Source organism: Halopseudomonas pelagia CL-AP6, from assembly GCF_000410875.1.
Taxonomy (GTDB): Bacteria; Pseudomonadota; Gammaproteobacteria; order Pseudomonadales; family Pseudomonadaceae; genus Halopseudomonas; species Halopseudomonas pelagia.
Window position 1 is genome coordinate 45,815 of record NZ_AROI01000024.1, and the last position, 18,516, is coordinate 64,330.

Sequence of the window (18,516 nt, forward strand, 5' to 3'; positions counted from 1 at the left end):
AACAATATCAACAGGCACTGCCGCCTAGACCTGGCTGCCCAGATAACGCCTCTCCCACGGGGTTATTTCGTTCATGAAATCCTCCAACTCGAGGGCTTTGGTCGCGACGTAGCCCTCAATGAACTCATCGCCGAACAGCTCACGGGCCAGCGCGCTGCGACGCAGACGGCTCAAGGCCTCATGCAGTGTGCCCGGCAATGTCAGCTCTTCCGGCGCCTCGAACTCACCCTGGAAGGCCGCACTGGGCTCGATTTCGTTCTCGATACCATAAAGCCCTGCCGCCAGGCTTACTGCGATGGCCAGATAGGGATTGGCATCAGCGCCGGGCAAACGGTTCTCGACGCGCCGGTCTACCGGGCCGCTAGCGGGAATGCGCAACCCCGCACTACGATTGTCGTGGGACCAGCAGAGGTTATTCGGCGAGGCGTAGGTATGACAGAAGCGCTGATAAGAGTTGATGTGCGGCGCCATCAGCAGGGTCAGGTCGGCCAGGCAGTGCTGTAAGCCGCCAATGTAATGCGGGAAGCTGAACGTCGGTTCGCCATTGGCCGGATCGGTGAAAATATTCCGGCCCTGGGTTCGCTCGACGATGCTCTGGTGAATATGCATCGAGCAACCCGGTACCCGCGCCAAGGGCTTGGCCATACACACGGCAATCAGACCATGCTTGAGCGCTACCTCATGCAGCATGTGCTTGAACAGGAAGGTCTGATCGGCGATCAGCAGCGGATTGTCATGCACGAAATTGACCTCGAATTGGCTCACGCCCATTTCGTGCATGAAGGTATCGCGCGGTATACCCAGCGCCGCCATGGCGACCTTTAGCTCCTCGAAAAAAGGCCGCAGGCCGTTGTTCGAGCTGACACTGAACGCGGCGTTGCCAGCTTCACGCCGGCCATCCAGGCCGACCGGAGGCTGAAAGGACTGATGCACATCGGCGTGCGGTTCGAACAGAAAGAATTCCAGCTCCGTGGCCACCACCGGCTGCCAGTTCCGCTCGGCATAGCGGGCAATGACCGTCTGCAGCAGGCTGCGACTGGAGAGTCCGGACAGTGACCCATCCAGCTCCACCGCATCACAGATCGCCAGCGCCCGCGGCGATTCTGCCCAGGGCAACACATGCACTTGATCCGCAACGGCGCGCAGCACCAGATCACCATCCTCACTGCCGTAAAAGCGCGGCTCGGGATAGCCGCCCATAACCGCCTGCAGCAGCACGCCGCGGGCCATTTGCAGGCGCCGGCCCTGGAGGAAGCCCGTGACGGTCATGACCTTGCCACGCGGGATGCCGTTCAGGTCTGGTGTCACACACTCAATGTCGGATACCCCGGCCAGACGCATGTCCAGCGAGAGAGCAGATAGGGGTGATGTCATGATCGAATACCTTGTGTCAGGAAAACCGTTCGGCAGGTCGTTGGCAAAGCTTCCGGATGATAGCCCGGCAGGGCACAGACGTCACCGCCCTAGCGCGCACAAACGGCTGGCAGTGACCAGAGGGATACAGTATTGTAGAAATATGAACGAACGTTCATTCTAAATTCTTTTCAATATTATGCTTCATAACAAAAAGGACAAACATCATGTCTGCCGCCTCTCGCCTCAAGGCCCTGTTGTTGCTCGGGTTCATCGCTTTGCTAGCCGGCTGCCTCAGCAGCAGTGGGAGTGGCCGCAGCTCCAACGACACGCCGCCCCCTGCCGCCCCCGAAACCACCCCCAACCTGGTATTTCTGAGTGCTGCTGGAATTGGCGTCAGCGATCTCGAAGCCTCAGTTTCGCTCTATACCAACGGCATGGGCATGCGTGAACTCCAACGCCTGACCCGGGACAACCGCACCGAAGTGGTACTCGAATCTGCCGACGCGCGTGGCTCGAATATTGTGCTGATGGACTTTACCGATGGGATAGGTCGGAACTTCCAGCAAAACCCCGGCAAGTTGGTGTTCTACGCCAAGGACCCCGCAGCCTTTGCGGAGGAGTTTGTCGCTTCGGGCGGACGCATTACTCTTCCCCCCGCGCCGCAGCCAAGCTTTGACAATGTGGTAGTCGGTTTCGGACGGGACCTGGATAACAACCTGATCGAGATCGTTGGCGAAACCCATGCAACCGAGTCCTTTTTTGGCGCCTTTGGCCTTGGCGTCAGCGATCTGGACACTGCCCGGGATTTCTACGTTAATGTGCTCGGCTTTGAGCAGAGCCAGTTCTTGCAGATTCCGGGGCAGTATGACGAATACATCCTGACCTCACCGGTGCCTGGCAGCTCCGCAGTGGTGCTGATGAACTGGACCAACGGCAGCGTTCGCAACTACACGGACAATCCGCTGAAACTGGAGCTGGCTGTGGCTTATCCCGATAAACTTGCCGACGTCATCGGAGCATCGGATGGTGGCGTCATTCGCGAACCCAGCGCTGCGGAGGAAGCTGACCTCGACGGCGCACTGCTCGGCTATGCCAGCGATGCCGACGGCACTTTACTGGAAATACGCCAAGGCATCCGCGGCTATCTGGGTGCCGCAGGCATCGGTGTCGAGGATCTGGAGGCCGCCGTCCGTTTCTATGACGCCGGGCTGGGCATGCAGGAAGTAGCGCGCCGCAGCCGCGATGATCGTGACGAAGTGGTCATGCGCTCAGCTGACGGGCGTGGCTCGGAAGTGGTGCTGATGGGCTTTACCGACGGCGTTGCTCGCAACTATCAGCAAAACCCCGGCAAACTGGTGTTTTATGTGAAGGACCCCGATCAATACGCGCTGGACATTGTCGCGGCAGGAGGACGGGTCACCGTGCCTCCTGCGTTTCAGGCAGGGCTGGGTGTAACGGTGGGCTTTGGCCGTGATCTGGATAACAACCTGATTGAGTTCGTCGGCAGTGCTGATGCGATTGAATCCTACTTTGGCGCCTTCGGCATCGGCGTCAGCGATCTTCAGGCCGCCCGCGATTTTTATGTCGCCGAGCTAGGCTTTCGCGAACTGATCTTTCTGCCCATTCCATTCCAGTATGACGAGTATATCCTCCAAGGCCAGGGCGGTTCAGCACTGGTGCTGATGAACTGGACCAATGGCAGCTCACGTAATTACACAGACAATCCGGTGAAGCTGGAGGTGCGCAGCATGTCGCCGGAAGGCTTCGCGCAGGCCGTCATTGACGCTGGCGAGCGGGTAACCGAAGCGCCGGGCGCCACCACCGACACTGACCGCGAGGGTGAAACCGTAGGCTACGCCAAGGATGCCGATGGCACGCTGATCGAAATCCTCCGCGCGCCCTGGCAAAAGAACTAACCACTCCAGCACTCAGAAAAAAGGCCAGCCAGGTTGCCCTGGCTGGCCTTTTCAGCGCTATAGTTGCTCAGAAATTCAACGCGCGATCGCCGTCCTCGTCGCGAATACGCGTCGGCAAACCCATCTCGTTCAGCAGCTTGAGAAAGGGTTTGGGCGGTAGCTCTTCGACGTTGGCCATTTTTTGCACATCCCATTCACCGCTGGCGATCAACAATGCAGCTGCGACAGGTGGCACACCCGCTGTATAGGAAATCCCCTGGCTACCGACTTCCTGATAGGCCTCAGCATGGTCAGCGACGTTGTAGATAAAAACTTCGCGGTCCTCACCGTCCTTCTTGCCTTTGACCAGATCGCCGATACAGGTTTTGCCCTGATAGTTCGGCGCCAGCGAGGACGGATCAGGCAATACTGCCTTAACCACTTTCAGCGGCACCACTTCCAGACCTTCGGCCGTGGTCACCGGCTGCTCCGAGAGCAGGCCCAGGTTGTTGAGCACGGTAAATACGTTGATGTAATGCTCACCAAAGCCCATCCAGAAGCGCACGTTCGGCACCTTGAGATTCTGCGACAGCGAGTGCACTTCATCATGGCCGGTCATGTAGCTGGTATGTGCGCCAACCACCGGCAGGTCGTCGTTGCGCTTGACCTCGAACATCTTGTTGCTGACCCATTGGCTATTCTGCCAGGACCAGACGGTACCGGTGAACTCACGGAAGTTGATCTCCGGGTCGAAGTTGGTGGCGAAGTACTTCCCGTGGCTGCCAGCATTTATATCGATGATGTCGATATCACTGACGCTGTCGAAGTAGTCGCTGACCGCCAGTGCCGCATAGGCATTGACCACGCCCGGATCAAAACCGATCCCCAGAATGGCAGTGATGCCATTGGCCTCGCACAGCTCGCGACGCTTCCATTCGTAGTTCGCATACCACGGCGGGGTTTCACAGATCTTGCTCGGATCCTCATGGATCGCGGTATCCAGATAGGCTGCGCCGGTTTCGATACAGGCCTGCAGCACGGCCATATTGACGAAAGCCGATCCGACATTGATGACGATTTGCGACTGTGTCTTGGCAATCAGCGCCTTGGTCGCCTCGACATCGAGAGCATCCAGCGCATGCGCTTGCAATTCACCGGCAACCTTGAGGCTGCCCTTTTCCCGTACGCTGTCGACCAATTGCTGGCATTTTTCTACCGTACGTGAAGCAATATGAATATTGCCCAGCATATCGTTATGCTGCGCACACTTATGCACGACAACCTGGGCAACACCGCCGGCACCAATAATCAGAACGTTTTTCTTCATGTCTCTTCCTCGAAACGCCTCCTTGGAAAAGGCTGGGTTAAAGGCCTCAGGAGAGGCCGTTGACAAAGTCTTCGAATCCGAACTCGCGGACCAGTTCAATCTCACCGTCCAGCTGACGCACAGCAATGGACGGCATCTTCACACCATTGAACCAGTTCTTCTTGACCATGGTGTAACCGGCCGCATCGATAAACGACAGCCGATCACCAATTTTCAACGGTTTGTCGAAGCGGAACTCACCAAAGATATCGCCCGCCAGGCACGACTTGCCGCACACCATGTACTCATGTTCACCCTCACAGGGTTCCATCTTCGCCGGTTGGCGGTAGATCAGCAGATCGAGCATATGCGCCTCGATGGAGCTGTCGACTACAGCCAGCTGCTTGCCGTTGTACAGAGTATCAAGCACCGACACTTCCAACGAGGTGCTCATGGTGATCGCCGCCTCGCCGGGCTCAAGATACACCTGCACATCATAAAGTTCGGCGAAACGCTTGAGCCGTTCGCAAAAGGCGTCCAGCGGATAACCGTCGCCGGTGAAGTGAATGCCGCCACCCAGGCTAACCCAGTCGACCTGCTCCAACAGTTCTCCAAAGCGCTCTTCAATCTGACCGAGCATCTGGTCAAACAGCGCGAAATCGCTGTTCTCGCAATTGTTGTGAATCATAAAACCGGAGACCTGATCGATCACCTCTGTGACCTTGGCCGCATCCCACTCGCCAAGACGGCTGAACGGGCGCGAAGGATCGGCAATCAGAAATTCTGAGCTGCTCACGCCTGGATTCAGACGCAGGCCGCGCACATGCAGAGCAGAGGCATCGGCGAAGCGCTCAAGCTGACTGATCGAGTTGAAGATGATCTTGTCTGAATGCGCCAACACTTCCTCGATTTCATCATCGCCGTAGGCCACGCTATAGGCGTGGGTCTCACCGCCAAACTTCAGTCGCCCGAGTTTGACCTCATACAGCGAAGAGGATGTGGTGCCGTCCATATATTCCTGCATCAGATCGAACACCGACCAGGTGGCAAAACACTTCAGCGCCAGCAATGCCTTGGCTCCGGAGTGCTCGCGTACATAGGCAATCTTCTCCAGATTGCGCAGCAGCTTGCTCTTGTCGATCAGGTAATACGGCGTCTTGATCACGTGAGTCATACCCCTCTGGTCGGTGCCGAACCTCCGGGCAGGGCCCGGCGTCGAGAAAGCGCGCGATTATAGTTTAAAGGGACCCAGGCTTCGAGAAAAAATGCAGCGCCTTACCCGCCCTGTCGGCTGTCGAGCATAGCGGCCTAGTGTGGCAATTTGGCTGCATATTTCAAGAACCGCTCTCTTTGACGCGAATCAATGCAGTTAGCGCATCAAAAAGACACCTAAAATGCATTGGATATATAGAAGCTGCGGATTTTATAGTTACCTCCACTTTCGAGTGACTTCCGATAAAAACAACACTGGAGTTTATCGATCATGCGCTACCACCCGCTGCTATTAACCAGCCTCCTCACCGCAAGCTGCGCGCTGACGGCGTTCGCCGAGCCAAAACCGGCCGAGCCGTACACGGCTGAGCGCAACAAGGCCGTTCTCGACGCCCTGCCCTTTGCCAACACCCAGGCATTTGATGATGCCAAGCGCGGCTTTGTTGCCGCATGGCCGCAAGGCAAGGTCACCGATAGCGAAGGCCAACTGGCCTGGAACATGGCCGCCTACTCCTTCCTAAATGGCAAGCCGGCGCCGGATACGGTCAACCCCAGCCTCTGGCGTCAGGCCCAGCTAAACGCGATCCATGGCCTGTTCGAAGTCACTGAAGGCATGTACCAGATCCGCGGCATGGACCTGGCCAACATGACCATCATTGAGGGCCAGACCGGTCTAATCATCATTGATCCGCTGCTGACCCCGGCCACCGCCAAGGCCGGCCTGGATCTGTATTACCAGAACCGCCCGCAAAAGCCGGTAGTCGCCGTACTGTACACCCACAACCATGCTGATCACTTTGGCGGCGTTAAAGGTGTAATTAACGAAGCCGACGTGCGTGCGGGCAAGGTCAAGGTCTATGCGCCTTATGGCTTTATGCAGCATGCCGTATCCGAGAACGTGATCGCCGGTAATGCCATGAGCCGGCGTGCCACCTACCAGTTTGGTGCCCAGGTGCCACCGGGCGAACGTGGGCATGTGGATACCGGCCTGGGCAAGGCGTTGGCCAGCGGTCCTTTGACCCTGATCGCGCCTACCGACACGGTCCCCGATGATGCTACGCTGAGTATTGATGGCATCGAGATTGAATTCCAGATGGCCCACGGTACCGAGGCCGAGTCGGAAATGATGATGTATTTTCCGCAGTTCAAGGTGCTCAATACTGCGGAGATCACCAGCCAGCATCTGCACAATATCTACACCATTCGTGGCGCAGCGATTCGCGATGCCAGCGCCTGGTCACACTATATCGACAAAGCACTTGAACGCTTTGGCGACCGCGCTGACATTCTTATCGCCCAGCACCATTGGCCAATCTGGGAGCGTGAACAGGCACAGCACTTTCTTGGTGTGCAGCGTGATCTGTACAAATTCATCCATGACCAGTCGGTACGGATGATGAATAAAGGCCAGTTGCCGGGCGATATCGCCGAGAATATTAAGCTGCCGAAAAGCCTCGATCAGGAATGGTACGCCCGCGGCTACTACGGCACCTTAAAACACAATGCGCGGGCCATCTATCAGCGTTACATGGGCTGGTATGACGCGAACCCGGCGAACCTGGATCCCCTGCCCCCGCAGCAGAATGCGGCCAAGACCATCAGTTATATGGGCGGCATGGAAAAAGTGATCGAGCAGGCTCGCGCGGATTTTACCAAGGGTGAATATCGCTGGGTTGCTTGGGTCATGAGCCAGGCGGTGTTTGCCGAACCAAACAACCAGGCGGCGCGTGAACTGGGTGCCGATGCACTGGAGCAGTTGGGCTACCAGGCCGAAGCGGGTACCTGGCGCGGCGCCTACCTGACCGGTGCCCAAGAGTTGCGCCAGGGCACTGCCGAACCTCGACGCGGCCACCCATTGTCTCCCGACCTGTTGCAGGCACTGAAAGCCGGCATGTTCTTCGATCTTATGGCCGTGCGCCTAAATGCTGAAAAGGCTGAGGGGCAGCAGTTGGTGATCAACTGGACGCTGACCGATATCGACGAGCAGTACCGCTTGAACCTGCAGAACTCGACCTTGACCTATCGCGCCGGCAGCCTGGCAGAGAACCCGGACGCCAGTGTCAGCATGACCCGCGGTACGCTGGATCGCATCCTGCTACGTCAACTGACCTTCCCTAATGCAGTCAAGGCGGGCGACATTGCCGTGACTGGTGACCCAACAGCCTTTTTCAGGCTGCTGCAACTGATCGAGGAACCGCCAGCCAACTTTGCGATTATCGAGCCGGCAGAGCAGTAATCGCGACAGTGCAGAAACAGCATAGCCGGAGCGCAGGCACCGGCTATGCTGTTCTTTCAGCGCCTCAGCCCAGCATCAACATCCCATGCAATCGCTGCACAAAAAACGCTTCTTCCTGCTTGAGAGAAAACAGCTCAGGCGCAAATAACCAGCTCTGGGTCACGCCCATCAGATAGGTGTAAACCAGCAGCCCGAGTTTTTCCGACGGCTGCGTTGCGGGTATCTGCTTCAATTGCTGCGCCTGGGCAACAAGCTGTGCCAGCGTATCGACGATATGCCGCGTCAGCTCTCTCTCGCGCTTGAGCGTGGGCGCAACGGCTTCGGTCAATTCGGTCTTGTTCAACAGAATTTCGAACGACTGACGAAACCAGACATCTTCCGCGAGCAGCACCAGCCATTGTCTGGCAAAGGTGTCTATCGCCTCCACCGGGTTGCCGGTCTCGCGAGCGGCATTGTTAATCAATTGCTCAAGTGGCTCCTGCGAACAGGCCAGAACGGCCTGATAGAGATCATCCTTGTTCTTGAAATGCCAGTAGATGGGGCCGCGGCTGTAACCAGCCTCGGTGCCGATCATCGCCAGGGTGGTATTCGAGAAACCGTTGCGGCTGAACAGCACCAGCGCGGCTTCAATGATCTTCAAGCGGGTTTTTTCCGCGTCTTCTTTGGTACGGCGCATGGGTGTTCCGCTGGCATCACCCGCCCCTGCCAGAACCATTCAGGCAGAAGCGGGTAGAGGGCTGTTATCAAAGCGCGTCGTCAGCCGCCATTTGCATGTAGGAGGGATCGAAGCGCAGCTTGATATTATCGGTATCGCCCAGCGTTTTGCCACCGGGGAAGCTGATGCCAACAAAATCGGCGGAAGGCGCACCGTCACCCAACAGACCTTTCTCGAAGGAAAAATCACGAACGCTGTCCATTGCCTCGACCGCTTCGTCGCTGGAAATGAACGCAACTGCGTCGGCCGGCTTCCAGAACATTTTCATGCCTGCCAGTTGTGCTTCATAACCGGCCTGATCCGTACCGGAGGCTTCGCCCAGAGCCGCACGAGCTTCCTGACCTGATTCACTATCGGTACCCATTTCAGCCATTAGCTCGAACCAGGCGCCGACCAGTGCTTTGCCCAGTTTGGGGTTGTCTGCCAGTGTCTGGGTGTTCACTACGGTCAGATCCTTGATGTGACCGGGGATCTGGCTCGAATCGAACACACGATTGGCACCCGGCATCTTCGCCACGTCATCAAGCAACGGGTTCCAGGTCACCACGTTCTTCACGCCAGGCGTGCTGAAGGCGGCGACAATGTCGGCGTCGCCGGTGTTGACCACGGTCACGTCCCGCTCGCTCATGCCGACGCTGTCCAGCGCGCGGGCCAGCAAATAATGCGACACGGACAGCTCGACCAGGTTGATCTGCTGCCCCTTGAGATCCTTCAGGTCGCTGCTGTCTTTCATCACCAGACCGTCATTGCCGTTCGAGTAATCACCAACGATCAGCGCGGTGGTATCCACCCCACCGGCGGAGGGAATCGACAACGCGTCCATGCTGGTCGCGACCACGCCGTCAAACTCACCGGCGGTATACTGGTTGATCGATTCGATATAGTCATTAATCTGCACGATCTCGACTTCAATGCCGTATTTGTCGGCCCACTTTTTCATGATCCCGGATTCATCGATGTATTTCCACGGAATCCAGCCGGCGTAAATACTCCAGGCAATCTTGAAGCTGTCACGCTCCTGCGCATAAGCGGCGGGAACCATGACCGCCGAGGCTGCCATGGCCAGAACAGCGCCTTTCAACAGACCGCTGAGGCGGCGGGTAAAGGGAAGAGGCTTTTGCATGTTTCAACTCCTGGGGAAAATGAGGCTGTTGCCTATTATGGGTAAAGCACAGCAAAAGGCGCGCCAGCTTCTGCCGGCGCAATGGAATCAAAAGAATTTCAGGTAACGCTGAATTTCCCACTCGGATACGTGGGTGTGGTAACTGGTCCATTCATCGCGCTTGAACTGCACAAAGCTTTCAAACATCGCCTGACCGAAGACCTGCTTGGACAGCGGGTCGGCTTCAAAGGCGTCGATAGCTTCGCCGAGGTTCTGCGGTAGCATCTCAATGCCCATCTCACGCACTTCCTTGTCGCTGTAGTTGTACATGTTCTCACGGTGTGGCTGACCGGGATCCATGGCCTCGCGAATACCTTCCAGGCCGGCTGCCAGAATCATCACCGCACCCAGGTACGGATTACAGGCTATGTCTGCCGCGCGACATTCCACCCGGCCACCCTGCGATGGAATACGCAACATATTGGTGCGGTTGTTATTGCCGTAACAGACGAACACCGGCGCCCAGGTCGAACCGGACATCGCGCCCTTGCGTACCAAACGCTTGTAACTGTTGACCGTCGGCGCAATCACCGCGCTGATAGCCTTGGCGTGCTTCATGATGCCGGCAATAAAATGATAGGCCATCTCGGTCACACCGCAGCCATGAATGTCGTCGCCATTGGCCGGGTCAAACAGGTTCCTGCCGGTCTCGCGATCAGCCAGCGACATATTGTAGTGCGCGCCGCTGCCGGTGCGATTGGCCGACGGCTTGGGCATAAAACTGGCGAAGGCGCCGTGTTTGCGGGCAATTTCGTTAGCCATCAAGCGGAAGAACACCAAGCGGTCGGCCATGCCCAGCGCGTCGGTGTAGGTGAAATCGGTCTCGAACTGACCATTGGCGTCTTCATGGTCAAAGGAGTAAACATCCCAACCCATGCTGTTCATCGCCTCGACCAGCTCGCCGACGATATGCATATTGTCACCCAGAGTGCGCGGGTCGTAGCAGGGCTTGGCCAGAATGTCCCGGCCGCTGATCGGCTCGAAGCCGCCATCGACGCTGTCTTTGAACAAGAAAAATTCAGTTTCTATACCCAGATTAAAGGTAAAGCCCATATCGGCGGCTGCCGCAACTTGGCGCTTGAGGATGCTCCGAGAGCAGGCTTCAAAGGGCGCACCGTCCAGATGCAGATCGCTGGCAAACCAGGCCAGCTCTGGGTTCCACGGACAGACTGTCATGGTCGCGACGTCCGGCATGGCGGCCACTTCGTTATCAGCGATATCCTGCGGCACACCATCCAGAGCGGCACCGGTGAAGAGTTCCGAGCCCTTGAGCATGCGGCCAATATGGGAGATAGGCACAAACTTGCCCTTGATGATGCCGTGAATATCGACATAGCCAGCCAGAGCGTATTTGACGCCCTTGTCTTGCAGGGTTTGTTTGAGGCTTTCGGGGGATGGCTGAACGGTCATGACTGCACTCCAGAATGATAAAAGCGCCGACAGCGGCGAGCTTGGTATGATTCTTTCATTCAATATACATGCCAGCATGCATGTATAAGTACGCATGCCACTATCTCAGAGGCACTTTCAAAGCCACTTGAACATCCATAAAGGAGTCGCAGTAATGCCGGCATATCAAGGACTTGAGCAACAAATTCAGCTAGGCAATATTCCCCTGCAAAGCGGTGAAGTGTTGCGCGACGGCTGGCTCAGTTATGTTCAGATGGGGGAATTGAATGCGACGGCCGATAACCTGATTCTGATCCCGACGTACTATGGTGGAACACACGAGGGCGTTATGCCCCTTATTGGTGCGCACGGACCTCTTGATCCGGACAGGTACTGCATTGTTATTCCCAATCTGATCGGCAATGGCCGCTCGATCTCACCAAGCAATGCGCCAAACAATCAATCGGCCGGTCATTTTCCGCACGTCAGCCTTTATGACAACGTCAGAGTCCAGAAGCGCTTACTGGAAAGTCGTTTTCACGACGCAGCGCCGGCCCTAGTCATGGGCTGGTCCATGGGCGGCATGCAGGCATTACAGTGGGGCTGCCTTTATCCGCAGCAGGTAAAACGCATCATGAGTATCTGCGCCACTGCGCGTTGTTGGCCGCACAATCAGGTATTTCTGGAAGGGGTAAAAGCCGCGCTGACCTGCGACCCGGCCTGGCATGGTGGCTTTTATCATCGTCAACCCGTGGCCGGGCTCAAAGCCTTTGCCCGCGTTTACGCCGGCTGGGCCTATAGCCAAGCCTTCTTCAGGGATGAGCGCTACCGGCAACTGGGTTTTGACAGCATTCTTGCAATATTGAAGTACTGGGAGGACGACCACTTGGCCCAGGACGCCAATAACTTGCTGACGGTGCTGGAGAGCTGGAAGGCCGCAGACATCAGCGCCAATGAGCTATACCAAGGCGATATACCCGCAGCTCTTGGGGCTATTACGGCAAAAACCCTGATCATGCCCTGCACGACGGACCTGTATTTTACCCAGCAGGACGCCGCTTGGGAGGCCACGCAGATGCCCAATGCCGAGTGTGTGCCGCTCATCTCCGACTGGGGGCATTGCGCAGGTGCACCCGGACGCAATCCGCCCGATACCGCGCGGATACTGACGGCCTGTGCCAAGCTGCTGGCGCATTGATTACATGTTACGCCGCTGATCGTCCTGCCCAATATCGTCCCAGAAGGGTCGAGCGCTCTCGCGCTGCGCTTCCGCCCGGCTGATGCCGATATCCCGCAGTTGATGCTGATCCAGCGAACCGAGTAAACGCCGTTCATACGCCAGTCGCTGCCAACGCTGCACGCGGCGTACCACTGCCAGCATCAGCGCTTTTGCTTGACCCGTTAAACGGCGGGGGCTACGTGCGTATTCCTGCCCGCCTTGTTCGGTTATTTGCTTTCTTGCTACTTTCATCGCCACGCCCTCCATGAGGTATGGCGTTAGTCTTACGCCAGCGCTAATATCAATCCAACGAATGTTTATGATGCCTACCATCTCAGGATTTGATCTATGGCCAACTTCCCCACGATCGACAGCGAGTTACTGCGCACCTTCGTTGCCATCGCCGATCAGGGTGGCTTTACTCGTGCAGCGCAAGCGCTGAATCGCACCCAGTCGGCGGTCAGCATGCAGATGAAGCGCCTGGAGGAGGACGTGTTGCAACGCGCGCTGTTTCTCAAGGAGGGGCGCCAACTTGGCCTGACCGCAGAAGGTCAACTACTGCTGGGCTACGCGCGGCGCATTCTGAAATTGCAGAGCGAAGTGATGAGCAGCCTGCGTGAACCGCATATGGTTGGCAGTGTGCGCGTGGGTACGCCGGATGATTATGTGATGCGCTTTATGCCCAACATCCTCGCACGCTTTGCGCAGACCTATCCGATGGTGCAGGTCGAGCTGCATTGCGAGCCCTCCTTCCATCTGCTGCAACGCAAGGATCTGGATCTGACTATTGTGACGCGCGAGCCGGGTAAAGAAATCGGCCAGTTACTGCGTCAGGAGCAGATCGTCTGGGCGCAGGCAGCCAGCTTCGATCTGAACGAACAATCGAGTCTACCGCTGGCGATGTTCAACGCCGAGTGTTTTTGTCGTGACTGGGCCTGCAACGCGCTGGACACCATGGGTAGGGATTACCGGGTGGCCTACACCAGCCCGAGTTTGTCGGCGATCATGGCCGTGGTCAGCGCCGGATTGGCTATTACCGCGCAGTTGCAAAGTCTGATCCCAGCCGACATGCGCATTCTGGGGCAGGAAGACGGCCTGCCCAGCATGCCCAGTGCCAGTATCGTATTACTGCGTAACGCACAAACGCGGTCACCCGTGAGCGAATGCATGGCCGAGTATATCGCCGATGGTTTCAGGCTTTAGACCAACTGTTCCTGCTGCGCCCAGCCACTGTAGATATACGTCATCGGGCGTGGACCCGGCAGGTATTCAGTAGCGATATTACCAATACTGAACCCGGCGTCACGCAACAGCTGGGGGATGTCCCGATTCAAATGGCAACCCCCGGCGAACGGTTTCCATATCGGTGTCAGCCGGTGCTGCCAGCGCCTCACCGAGGCATCCGGAGCCAGCCCGTGCTCACAGAACAACAAACGACCGCCCGGCTTGAGCACCCGCAACATCTCGCGCAGAGCTGGCAGCGGGTCGGTAATGGAGCAGAGGGTGAAGGTCATGACGATGCTATCAAATCGGTCGTCAACTGCATGAATGCCTTGCACATCGACCGCGACCATCTCCACTGGAACCGCACAGGTTGCAGCACGGCGGGCAGCTAACGTCTGCATCTGGGCGGCTGGATCGACCCCGACGATAGAGCTCACCTGGTCCGGACGGTAAAACTGCAGATTGAGACCAGTGCCGATGCCGATCTCCAGCACTTCGCCAACCGCCTGCGGCACGATGCGCGAGCGCGCTTTCATTACATCGCCCATGCCGCAGGCCATATCGATCATGCGCGGTAAAATATAGCGCTCGTAAGGATTCATCAGATCTCCCTTGGCGGGCGGACTGCGACGCCTCAGTCCTTAAGCCAGCTGAGGGTTTGCGGTTGCCCCTGATGCGCGTCGAACAGATGCCCAACGTCTGGCACAGCATAGCATCGGTCGCCGCGTTGCGGCTGCCAGCGGTTGAACTCCACATGACTGATACCCACCTCCCATGGCTCATCCGACTGCCAGCCGCAGGGCAACAGCTCAAGCCGCACTTCGGCACCGATCAGACTGATCGATTCGATCCGCAGTGGCAGGTGAGCATGCTCAGCCGGTTTGTCCTGCAACCGCACTTCATGCGGACGTAGATACAACTGCACCGCTTCATCGGTTATCGGCGATGGCATATCGACCCACGCGGCGCCCTGGGCCAATCGTTGGCCCTGCACCGCACCGTTGAAGACATTGACGTGGCCGAGGAAATCAAACACGAAACGGCTCTCGGGTTGCGCGTACAGCGCCTGAGGTTCACCGACCTGTTCGATCTTGCCGGCACTCATGACCACCACCCGATCGGACAGCTCCAGCGCCTCTTCCTGATCGTGGGTGACAAACACACTGGTAAAGTGCAACTCATCATGCAGCGCCCGCAACCAGCGACGCAGGTCTTTGCGTACCTTGGCATCCAGCGCGCCGAAAGGTTCGTCCAGCAGCAAAATCTGCGGCTTCATTGCCAGCGCGCGGGCCAGGGCAATACGCTGCTTCTGCCCGCCGGATAATTGTGCGGGAAACCGGTCGGCCAGAGAGCTCAACTGCACCATCTCGAGCAGTTCGCCTACCTGCTTGCGGATGTCGGCCGCGCCGGGGCGCTCTTTGCGCGGCAATACTTCCAGGCCAAAGGCAATGTTCTGCGCCACGGTCATATGACGGAACAGCGCATAGTGCTGAAACACGAAACCAACACGCCGTTCGCGCACATGCAGCGGCGTAACATCCTTGCCATGGAATAGAATACGGCCCTGCTCAGCGGTCTCAAGACCGGCAATAATGCGCAGCAGTGTAGTTTTACCCGATCCGGAAGGGCCCAACAGACCTGTCAGTTGACCGTCAGGTATTTCCAGAGAAATATCCTTAAGCGCCTGAAACTGGCCAAAATACTTGTTGATACCGTCTAAGGTGATACTCATCAGCGACTGTCCGATTGATCAGATAGCGGGGCGCGCTGGCGGGACTGGCGCCACTCGACAAAGCTTTTTACCAACAGGGTCAGCAAAGCGATCCCCGCGAGCAGCGAGGCGCTGGTAAACGCCCCCACCGCGTTATAGTCCTGGTACAGCAGCTCAACATGCAGGGGCAGCGTATTGGTTTCGCCACGGATATTGCCTGACACCACCGATACCGCACCGAATTCGCCCACAGCACGCGCGTTAGTCAATACCACGCCGTACAGCAGGGCCCACTGAATATTGGGCAGAGTGACCTTGCGGAACAGTTGCCACCCCGAGGCGCCCAGCACCACGCCAGCCTCTTCTTCTTCCCGGCCCTGTTGCTGCATCAGTGGGATCAGCTCCCGGGCGACAAAGGGGCAGGTCACAAACACCGTGACCATCAAAATGCCTGGCCAGGCGAACATCAGCTGCACGTCCTGATTCATCAACCAACCACCCAGCCAGCCGTTGCTGCCGTACAGGAGCAGATACAGCAAACCTGCCACGACTGGCGATACAGCAAAAGGAATGTCGATCAGGGTTATCAACACCTTGCGCCCGGGAAATTCGAAGCGAGTGACCAACCAGGCCAGAAACACGCCGAAAACCAGATTGATCGGTACCGTCAGTGCTGCGACGAATAGCGTCAGGCCGATGGCATGCAGTGTATAGGTGTCGGTCAGGTTGTCCCAAAAGGTCTGTGCGCCACCGGAAAAGGCCTGCACGAAGATCAGCACCAGCGGCATGACCAGGAGCAATGTGGTTACGGTCAGCGCTAAAGTGATCAAGCCCCATTTGACCCAGGGTTGATCGCCGATACGCAGTGTGGATTTGGAGCGACTCATGGGTGCTTACCGTCCATGCAGGCGACGCAGATAATGCGCCTGCCACAAGTTGATCGCCAACAGCAGCACCAGCGATGCCATTAACACGACCGAGGCAATGGCGCTTGCCGCAGCGTAGTCGAACTCCTGCAGTCGAATGAAAATCATCAAACTGGTGATTTCGCTGACGTAAGGCATATTGCCGGCAATAAAGATAACGGCACCAAACTCACCCAGGCTACGAGTGAACGACAGTGCAATCCCGGTCATCAACGCCGGCCACAGGGAAGGAAACAGAATGCGCCTGAACACCGTCCAGTCGGAGGCGCCCATACTTACAGCGGCCTCTTCGTCCTCCGGTGCCAAATCTTCCAGCACTGGCTGCACCGTCCGCACCACAAAGGGCAGGCTGGTAAAGGACATTGCTACAACGATGCCCAATGGCGTGAAAGCCACTTGGATCCCCAGCGCAGCAAGATATTGGCCATACCATCCCCCTTCAGAGAAGAGAGCCGCCAGAGTGATACCTGCGACAGCAGTAGGCAACGCAAAGGGCAAATCCATCAAAGCATCGACGATGCGCTTACCCCAAAAGTCATAGCGAACCAAGACCCAGGCCAGCAACAGCCCAACCACACCGTTGAACAGAGAAGCGATAGCGGCTGCCCAGAGGGTGACTTTATAGGACGCTACGACACGCTCGTCGCTGACGACCGCCCAGTATTCAGCCAGACTCATTCCTGAGGTTTGCACAATCAATCCGGTTACCGGCAACAGCAGTATCAGACTGATAAAGAGCAGGGATACACCCAGACTCAACGCAAAACCCGGCAAGACGCGCTTGCCGGGTTTGTTTCTACCCGCCGACGACAAGCCGGCCACCGATCTACTCATAGAGAAATTAAATTACCTGCGTTGAAGTTGATCAAGTTTACCACCACTGGCAAAGTGAACCTTCATCGCGTTCTCCCAATCGCCGGCAATAGCTTCGATCGGCAGCAGCTCTACCTCAGGAAATTTGTCGGCAAATTCACCACTGACTTTCTCGTTATGCACACGGTAGTAGAAACCAGCAATCAACCGCTGCGCTTCCTCACTGTACAAATATTCCAGGTAAGCTTTGGAAACGTCTTCGGTACCATTTCGCTCAACGTTACGATCGATCCAAGTCACCGGCATCTCGGCCAGGAAGCTCACCTTCGGCACCACTACTTCATAACCACCGTCAGGATATTGCGCGACAATATTGTTCACTTCAGACTCAAAGGTCAGCAGCACATCGCCAATCTCGCGCTCTACAAAGGTGGTAGTGGCTCCGCGGCCACCGGTATCGAATACAGCGACGTTACCCAGCACGGTCTTCAGAAATTCATCTATCTTGGCTTCATCACCCTCAAATGTCTTTTGCGCATAACCTAGCGCAGCAAGATAGGTATAACGGCCATTGCCCGACGTTTTTGGGTTGGGCAGTACCGAGGTGACGCCATCGCGAGCTAGATCATCCCAGTTCTGAATATTTTTCGGGTTGCCCTTACGTACCAGAAAAGCCATGGTTGAATAATACGGCGAGCTGGCATTGGGCAGACGCTCACGCCAATCTCCGGGGATCAGGTTGCCGCGCTCGTGGAGAATATCCACGTCTGTAACCTGGTTAAAGGTCACCACATCTGCGCGCAGACCCTGAATAATGGCCTGAGCCTGGCGGGAGGAACCACCATGTGACTGTTTGATTTCAATCGTCTTGCCGCTTTCTTCCTGCCAGTGTTCGCTGAACAGTTCGTTGTAAGCAGAAAAGAGTTCACGGGCGATATCGTACGACGAGTTAAGAATTTCCTGATCCGCAGCCTGAACCGGCGTGACCACCATACCGGCGCTCAATGCCAACACGCCAACCGCGCCTTTCAAGCGTCCCAATACTGATAATCCACCAGCCATATAAACCTCCGCAGGCATATCAAGATATGCAGATCCGTTAAAACAGGAAACACAGCGTACAGAAAGGCCTGGCATAGAACAATATGGGCTTTATACGGATTTACTTATACCTTAAAACACTAAAGCATAAGGATCGTTTGAGTTGAAGCTGCAAGCGGGTGCGAGGACCTGGGTCGAGGGTCAAGTGTTTATTGGCTGATTTGAGGCTCCGCTTTCACGTTCACGCGCCCCCCGCGCCACCCTGCTCAACACCAGCCCCCGTCATTCCTCGCGCGCAAAGAAAAGCCCCG

At 56.9% G+C, this 18,516-nt stretch carries 16 protein-coding genes; 4 read left to right on the forward strand and 12 right to left on the reverse strand.

The window, feature by feature from the left end:
- Positions 1-24: 24 nt before the first annotated feature.
- Positions 25-1,374: a glutamine synthetase family protein gene (locus K787_RS0116810; protein ID WP_022963980.1), complete on the reverse strand. Its 1,350-nt coding sequence runs from the start codon at positions 1,372-1,374 to the stop codon at positions 25-27.
- Positions 1,375-1,580: 206 nt separating this feature from the next.
- On the opposite strand from K787_RS0116810, the gene K787_RS0116815 reads away from it, so the two are divergent.
- Entirely contained in the window at positions 1,581-3,272 is a 1,692-nt protein-coding gene (locus K787_RS0116815; RefSeq protein ID WP_022963981.1) for a VOC family protein, read from the forward strand.
- Positions 3,273-3,339: 67 nt separating this feature from the next.
- Here the strand turns inward: K787_RS0116815 and K787_RS0116820 are convergent, their stop codons facing one another.
- The gene (locus K787_RS0116820; protein ID WP_022963982.1) at positions 3,340-4,578 is read right to left on the reverse strand and encodes a saccharopine dehydrogenase family protein; all 1,239 of its coding nucleotides are present in this window, start codon (positions 4,576-4,578) and stop codon (positions 3,340-3,342) included.
- 46 nt (positions 4,579-4,624) lie between these two features.
- On the reverse strand, positions 4,625-5,722 hold the full coding sequence (locus K787_RS0116825; protein WP_028615040.1) for a carboxynorspermidine decarboxylase: 1,098 nt from the start codon (positions 5,720-5,722) through the stop codon (positions 4,625-4,627).
- Positions 5,723-6,040: 318 nt separating this feature from the next.
- Here K787_RS0116825 and K787_RS0116830 point away from each other — a divergent pair, with 318 nt between their 5' ends.
- On the forward strand, positions 6,041-8,005 hold the full coding sequence (locus K787_RS0116830) for an alkyl/aryl-sulfatase (RefSeq protein ID WP_022963984.1): 1,965 nt from the start codon (positions 6,041-6,043) through the stop codon (positions 8,003-8,005).
- Between the two features lie 64 nt (positions 8,006-8,069).
- Here K787_RS0116830 and K787_RS0116835 read toward each other — a convergent pair whose 3' ends face one another.
- The 3 genes from K787_RS0116835 to glnT form a co-directional block, all read right to left on the reverse strand.
- Entirely contained in the window at positions 8,070-8,681 is a 612-nt protein-coding gene (locus tag K787_RS0116835) for a TetR family transcriptional regulator (RefSeq protein ID WP_022963985.1), read from the reverse strand.
- Between the two features lie 67 nt (positions 8,682-8,748).
- Positions 8,749-9,843, reverse strand: a complete 1,095-nt coding sequence (locus K787_RS0116840; RefSeq protein WP_022963986.1) for a putative urea ABC transporter substrate-binding protein — start codon at positions 9,841-9,843, stop codon at positions 8,749-8,751.
- An 87-nt stretch (positions 9,844-9,930) separates the two neighbouring features.
- The gene (gene glnT / locus K787_RS0116845; protein ID WP_022963987.1) at positions 9,931-11,292 is read right to left on the reverse strand and encodes a type III glutamate--ammonia ligase; all 1,362 of its coding nucleotides are present in this window, start codon (positions 11,290-11,292) and stop codon (positions 9,931-9,933) included.
- 154 nt (positions 11,293-11,446) lie between these two features.
- Here glnT and K787_RS0116855 point away from each other — a divergent pair, with 154 nt between their 5' ends.
- Entirely contained in the window at positions 11,447-12,469 is a 1,023-nt protein-coding gene (locus K787_RS0116855) for an alpha/beta fold hydrolase (protein ID WP_022963989.1), read from the forward strand.
- Here the strand turns inward: K787_RS0116855 and K787_RS0116860 are convergent, their stop codons facing one another.
- On the reverse strand, positions 12,470-12,742 hold the full coding sequence (locus K787_RS0116860) for a DUF1127 domain-containing protein (protein ID WP_022963990.1): 273 nt from the start codon (positions 12,740-12,742) through the stop codon (positions 12,470-12,472).
- 96 nt (positions 12,743-12,838) lie between these two features.
- Here K787_RS0116860 and K787_RS0116865 point away from each other — a divergent pair, with 96 nt between their 5' ends.
- On the forward strand, positions 12,839-13,693 hold the full coding sequence (locus tag K787_RS0116865; RefSeq protein ID WP_022963991.1) for a LysR substrate-binding domain-containing protein: 855 nt from the start codon (positions 12,839-12,841) through the stop codon (positions 13,691-13,693).
- Here the strand turns inward: K787_RS0116865 and K787_RS0116870 are convergent.
- Genes K787_RS0116870 through cysP form a run of 5 tightly spaced genes read right to left on the reverse strand, consistent with a single transcriptional unit; the run spans position 13,690 to position 18,226 of the window.
- Positions 13,690-14,316, reverse strand: a complete 627-nt coding sequence (locus K787_RS0116870) for a class I SAM-dependent methyltransferase (protein ID WP_022963992.1) — start codon at positions 14,314-14,316, stop codon at positions 13,690-13,692. The two genes, K787_RS0116865 and K787_RS0116870, sit on opposite strands and share 4 nt — an antisense overlap.
- A gap of 32 nt (positions 14,317-14,348) precedes the next feature.
- Entirely contained in the window at positions 14,349-15,446 is a 1,098-nt protein-coding gene (locus tag K787_RS0116875; protein WP_022963993.1) for a sulfate/molybdate ABC transporter ATP-binding protein, read from the reverse strand.
- Complete coding sequence (gene cysW, locus K787_RS0116880; protein WP_022963994.1) at positions 15,446-16,312, reverse strand: sulfate/thiosulfate ABC transporter permease CysW; 867 nt, start codon at positions 16,310-16,312, stop codon at positions 15,446-15,448. The genes K787_RS0116875 and cysW overlap by 1 nt, the downstream gene beginning before the upstream one ends.
- 6 nt (positions 16,313-16,318) lie before the next feature.
- Positions 16,319-17,185 (reverse strand): sulfate/thiosulfate ABC transporter permease CysT, encoded by an 867-nt coding sequence (gene cysT, locus K787_RS0116885; RefSeq protein WP_022963995.1) that lies wholly within the window; start codon positions 17,183-17,185, stop codon positions 16,319-16,321.
- Positions 17,186-17,197: 12 nt separating this feature from the next.
- Entirely contained in the window at positions 17,198-18,226 is a 1,029-nt protein-coding gene (gene cysP / locus K787_RS0116890; protein ID WP_022963996.1) for a thiosulfate ABC transporter substrate-binding protein CysP, read from the reverse strand.
- Positions 18,227-18,516 lie beyond the last annotated feature (290 nt).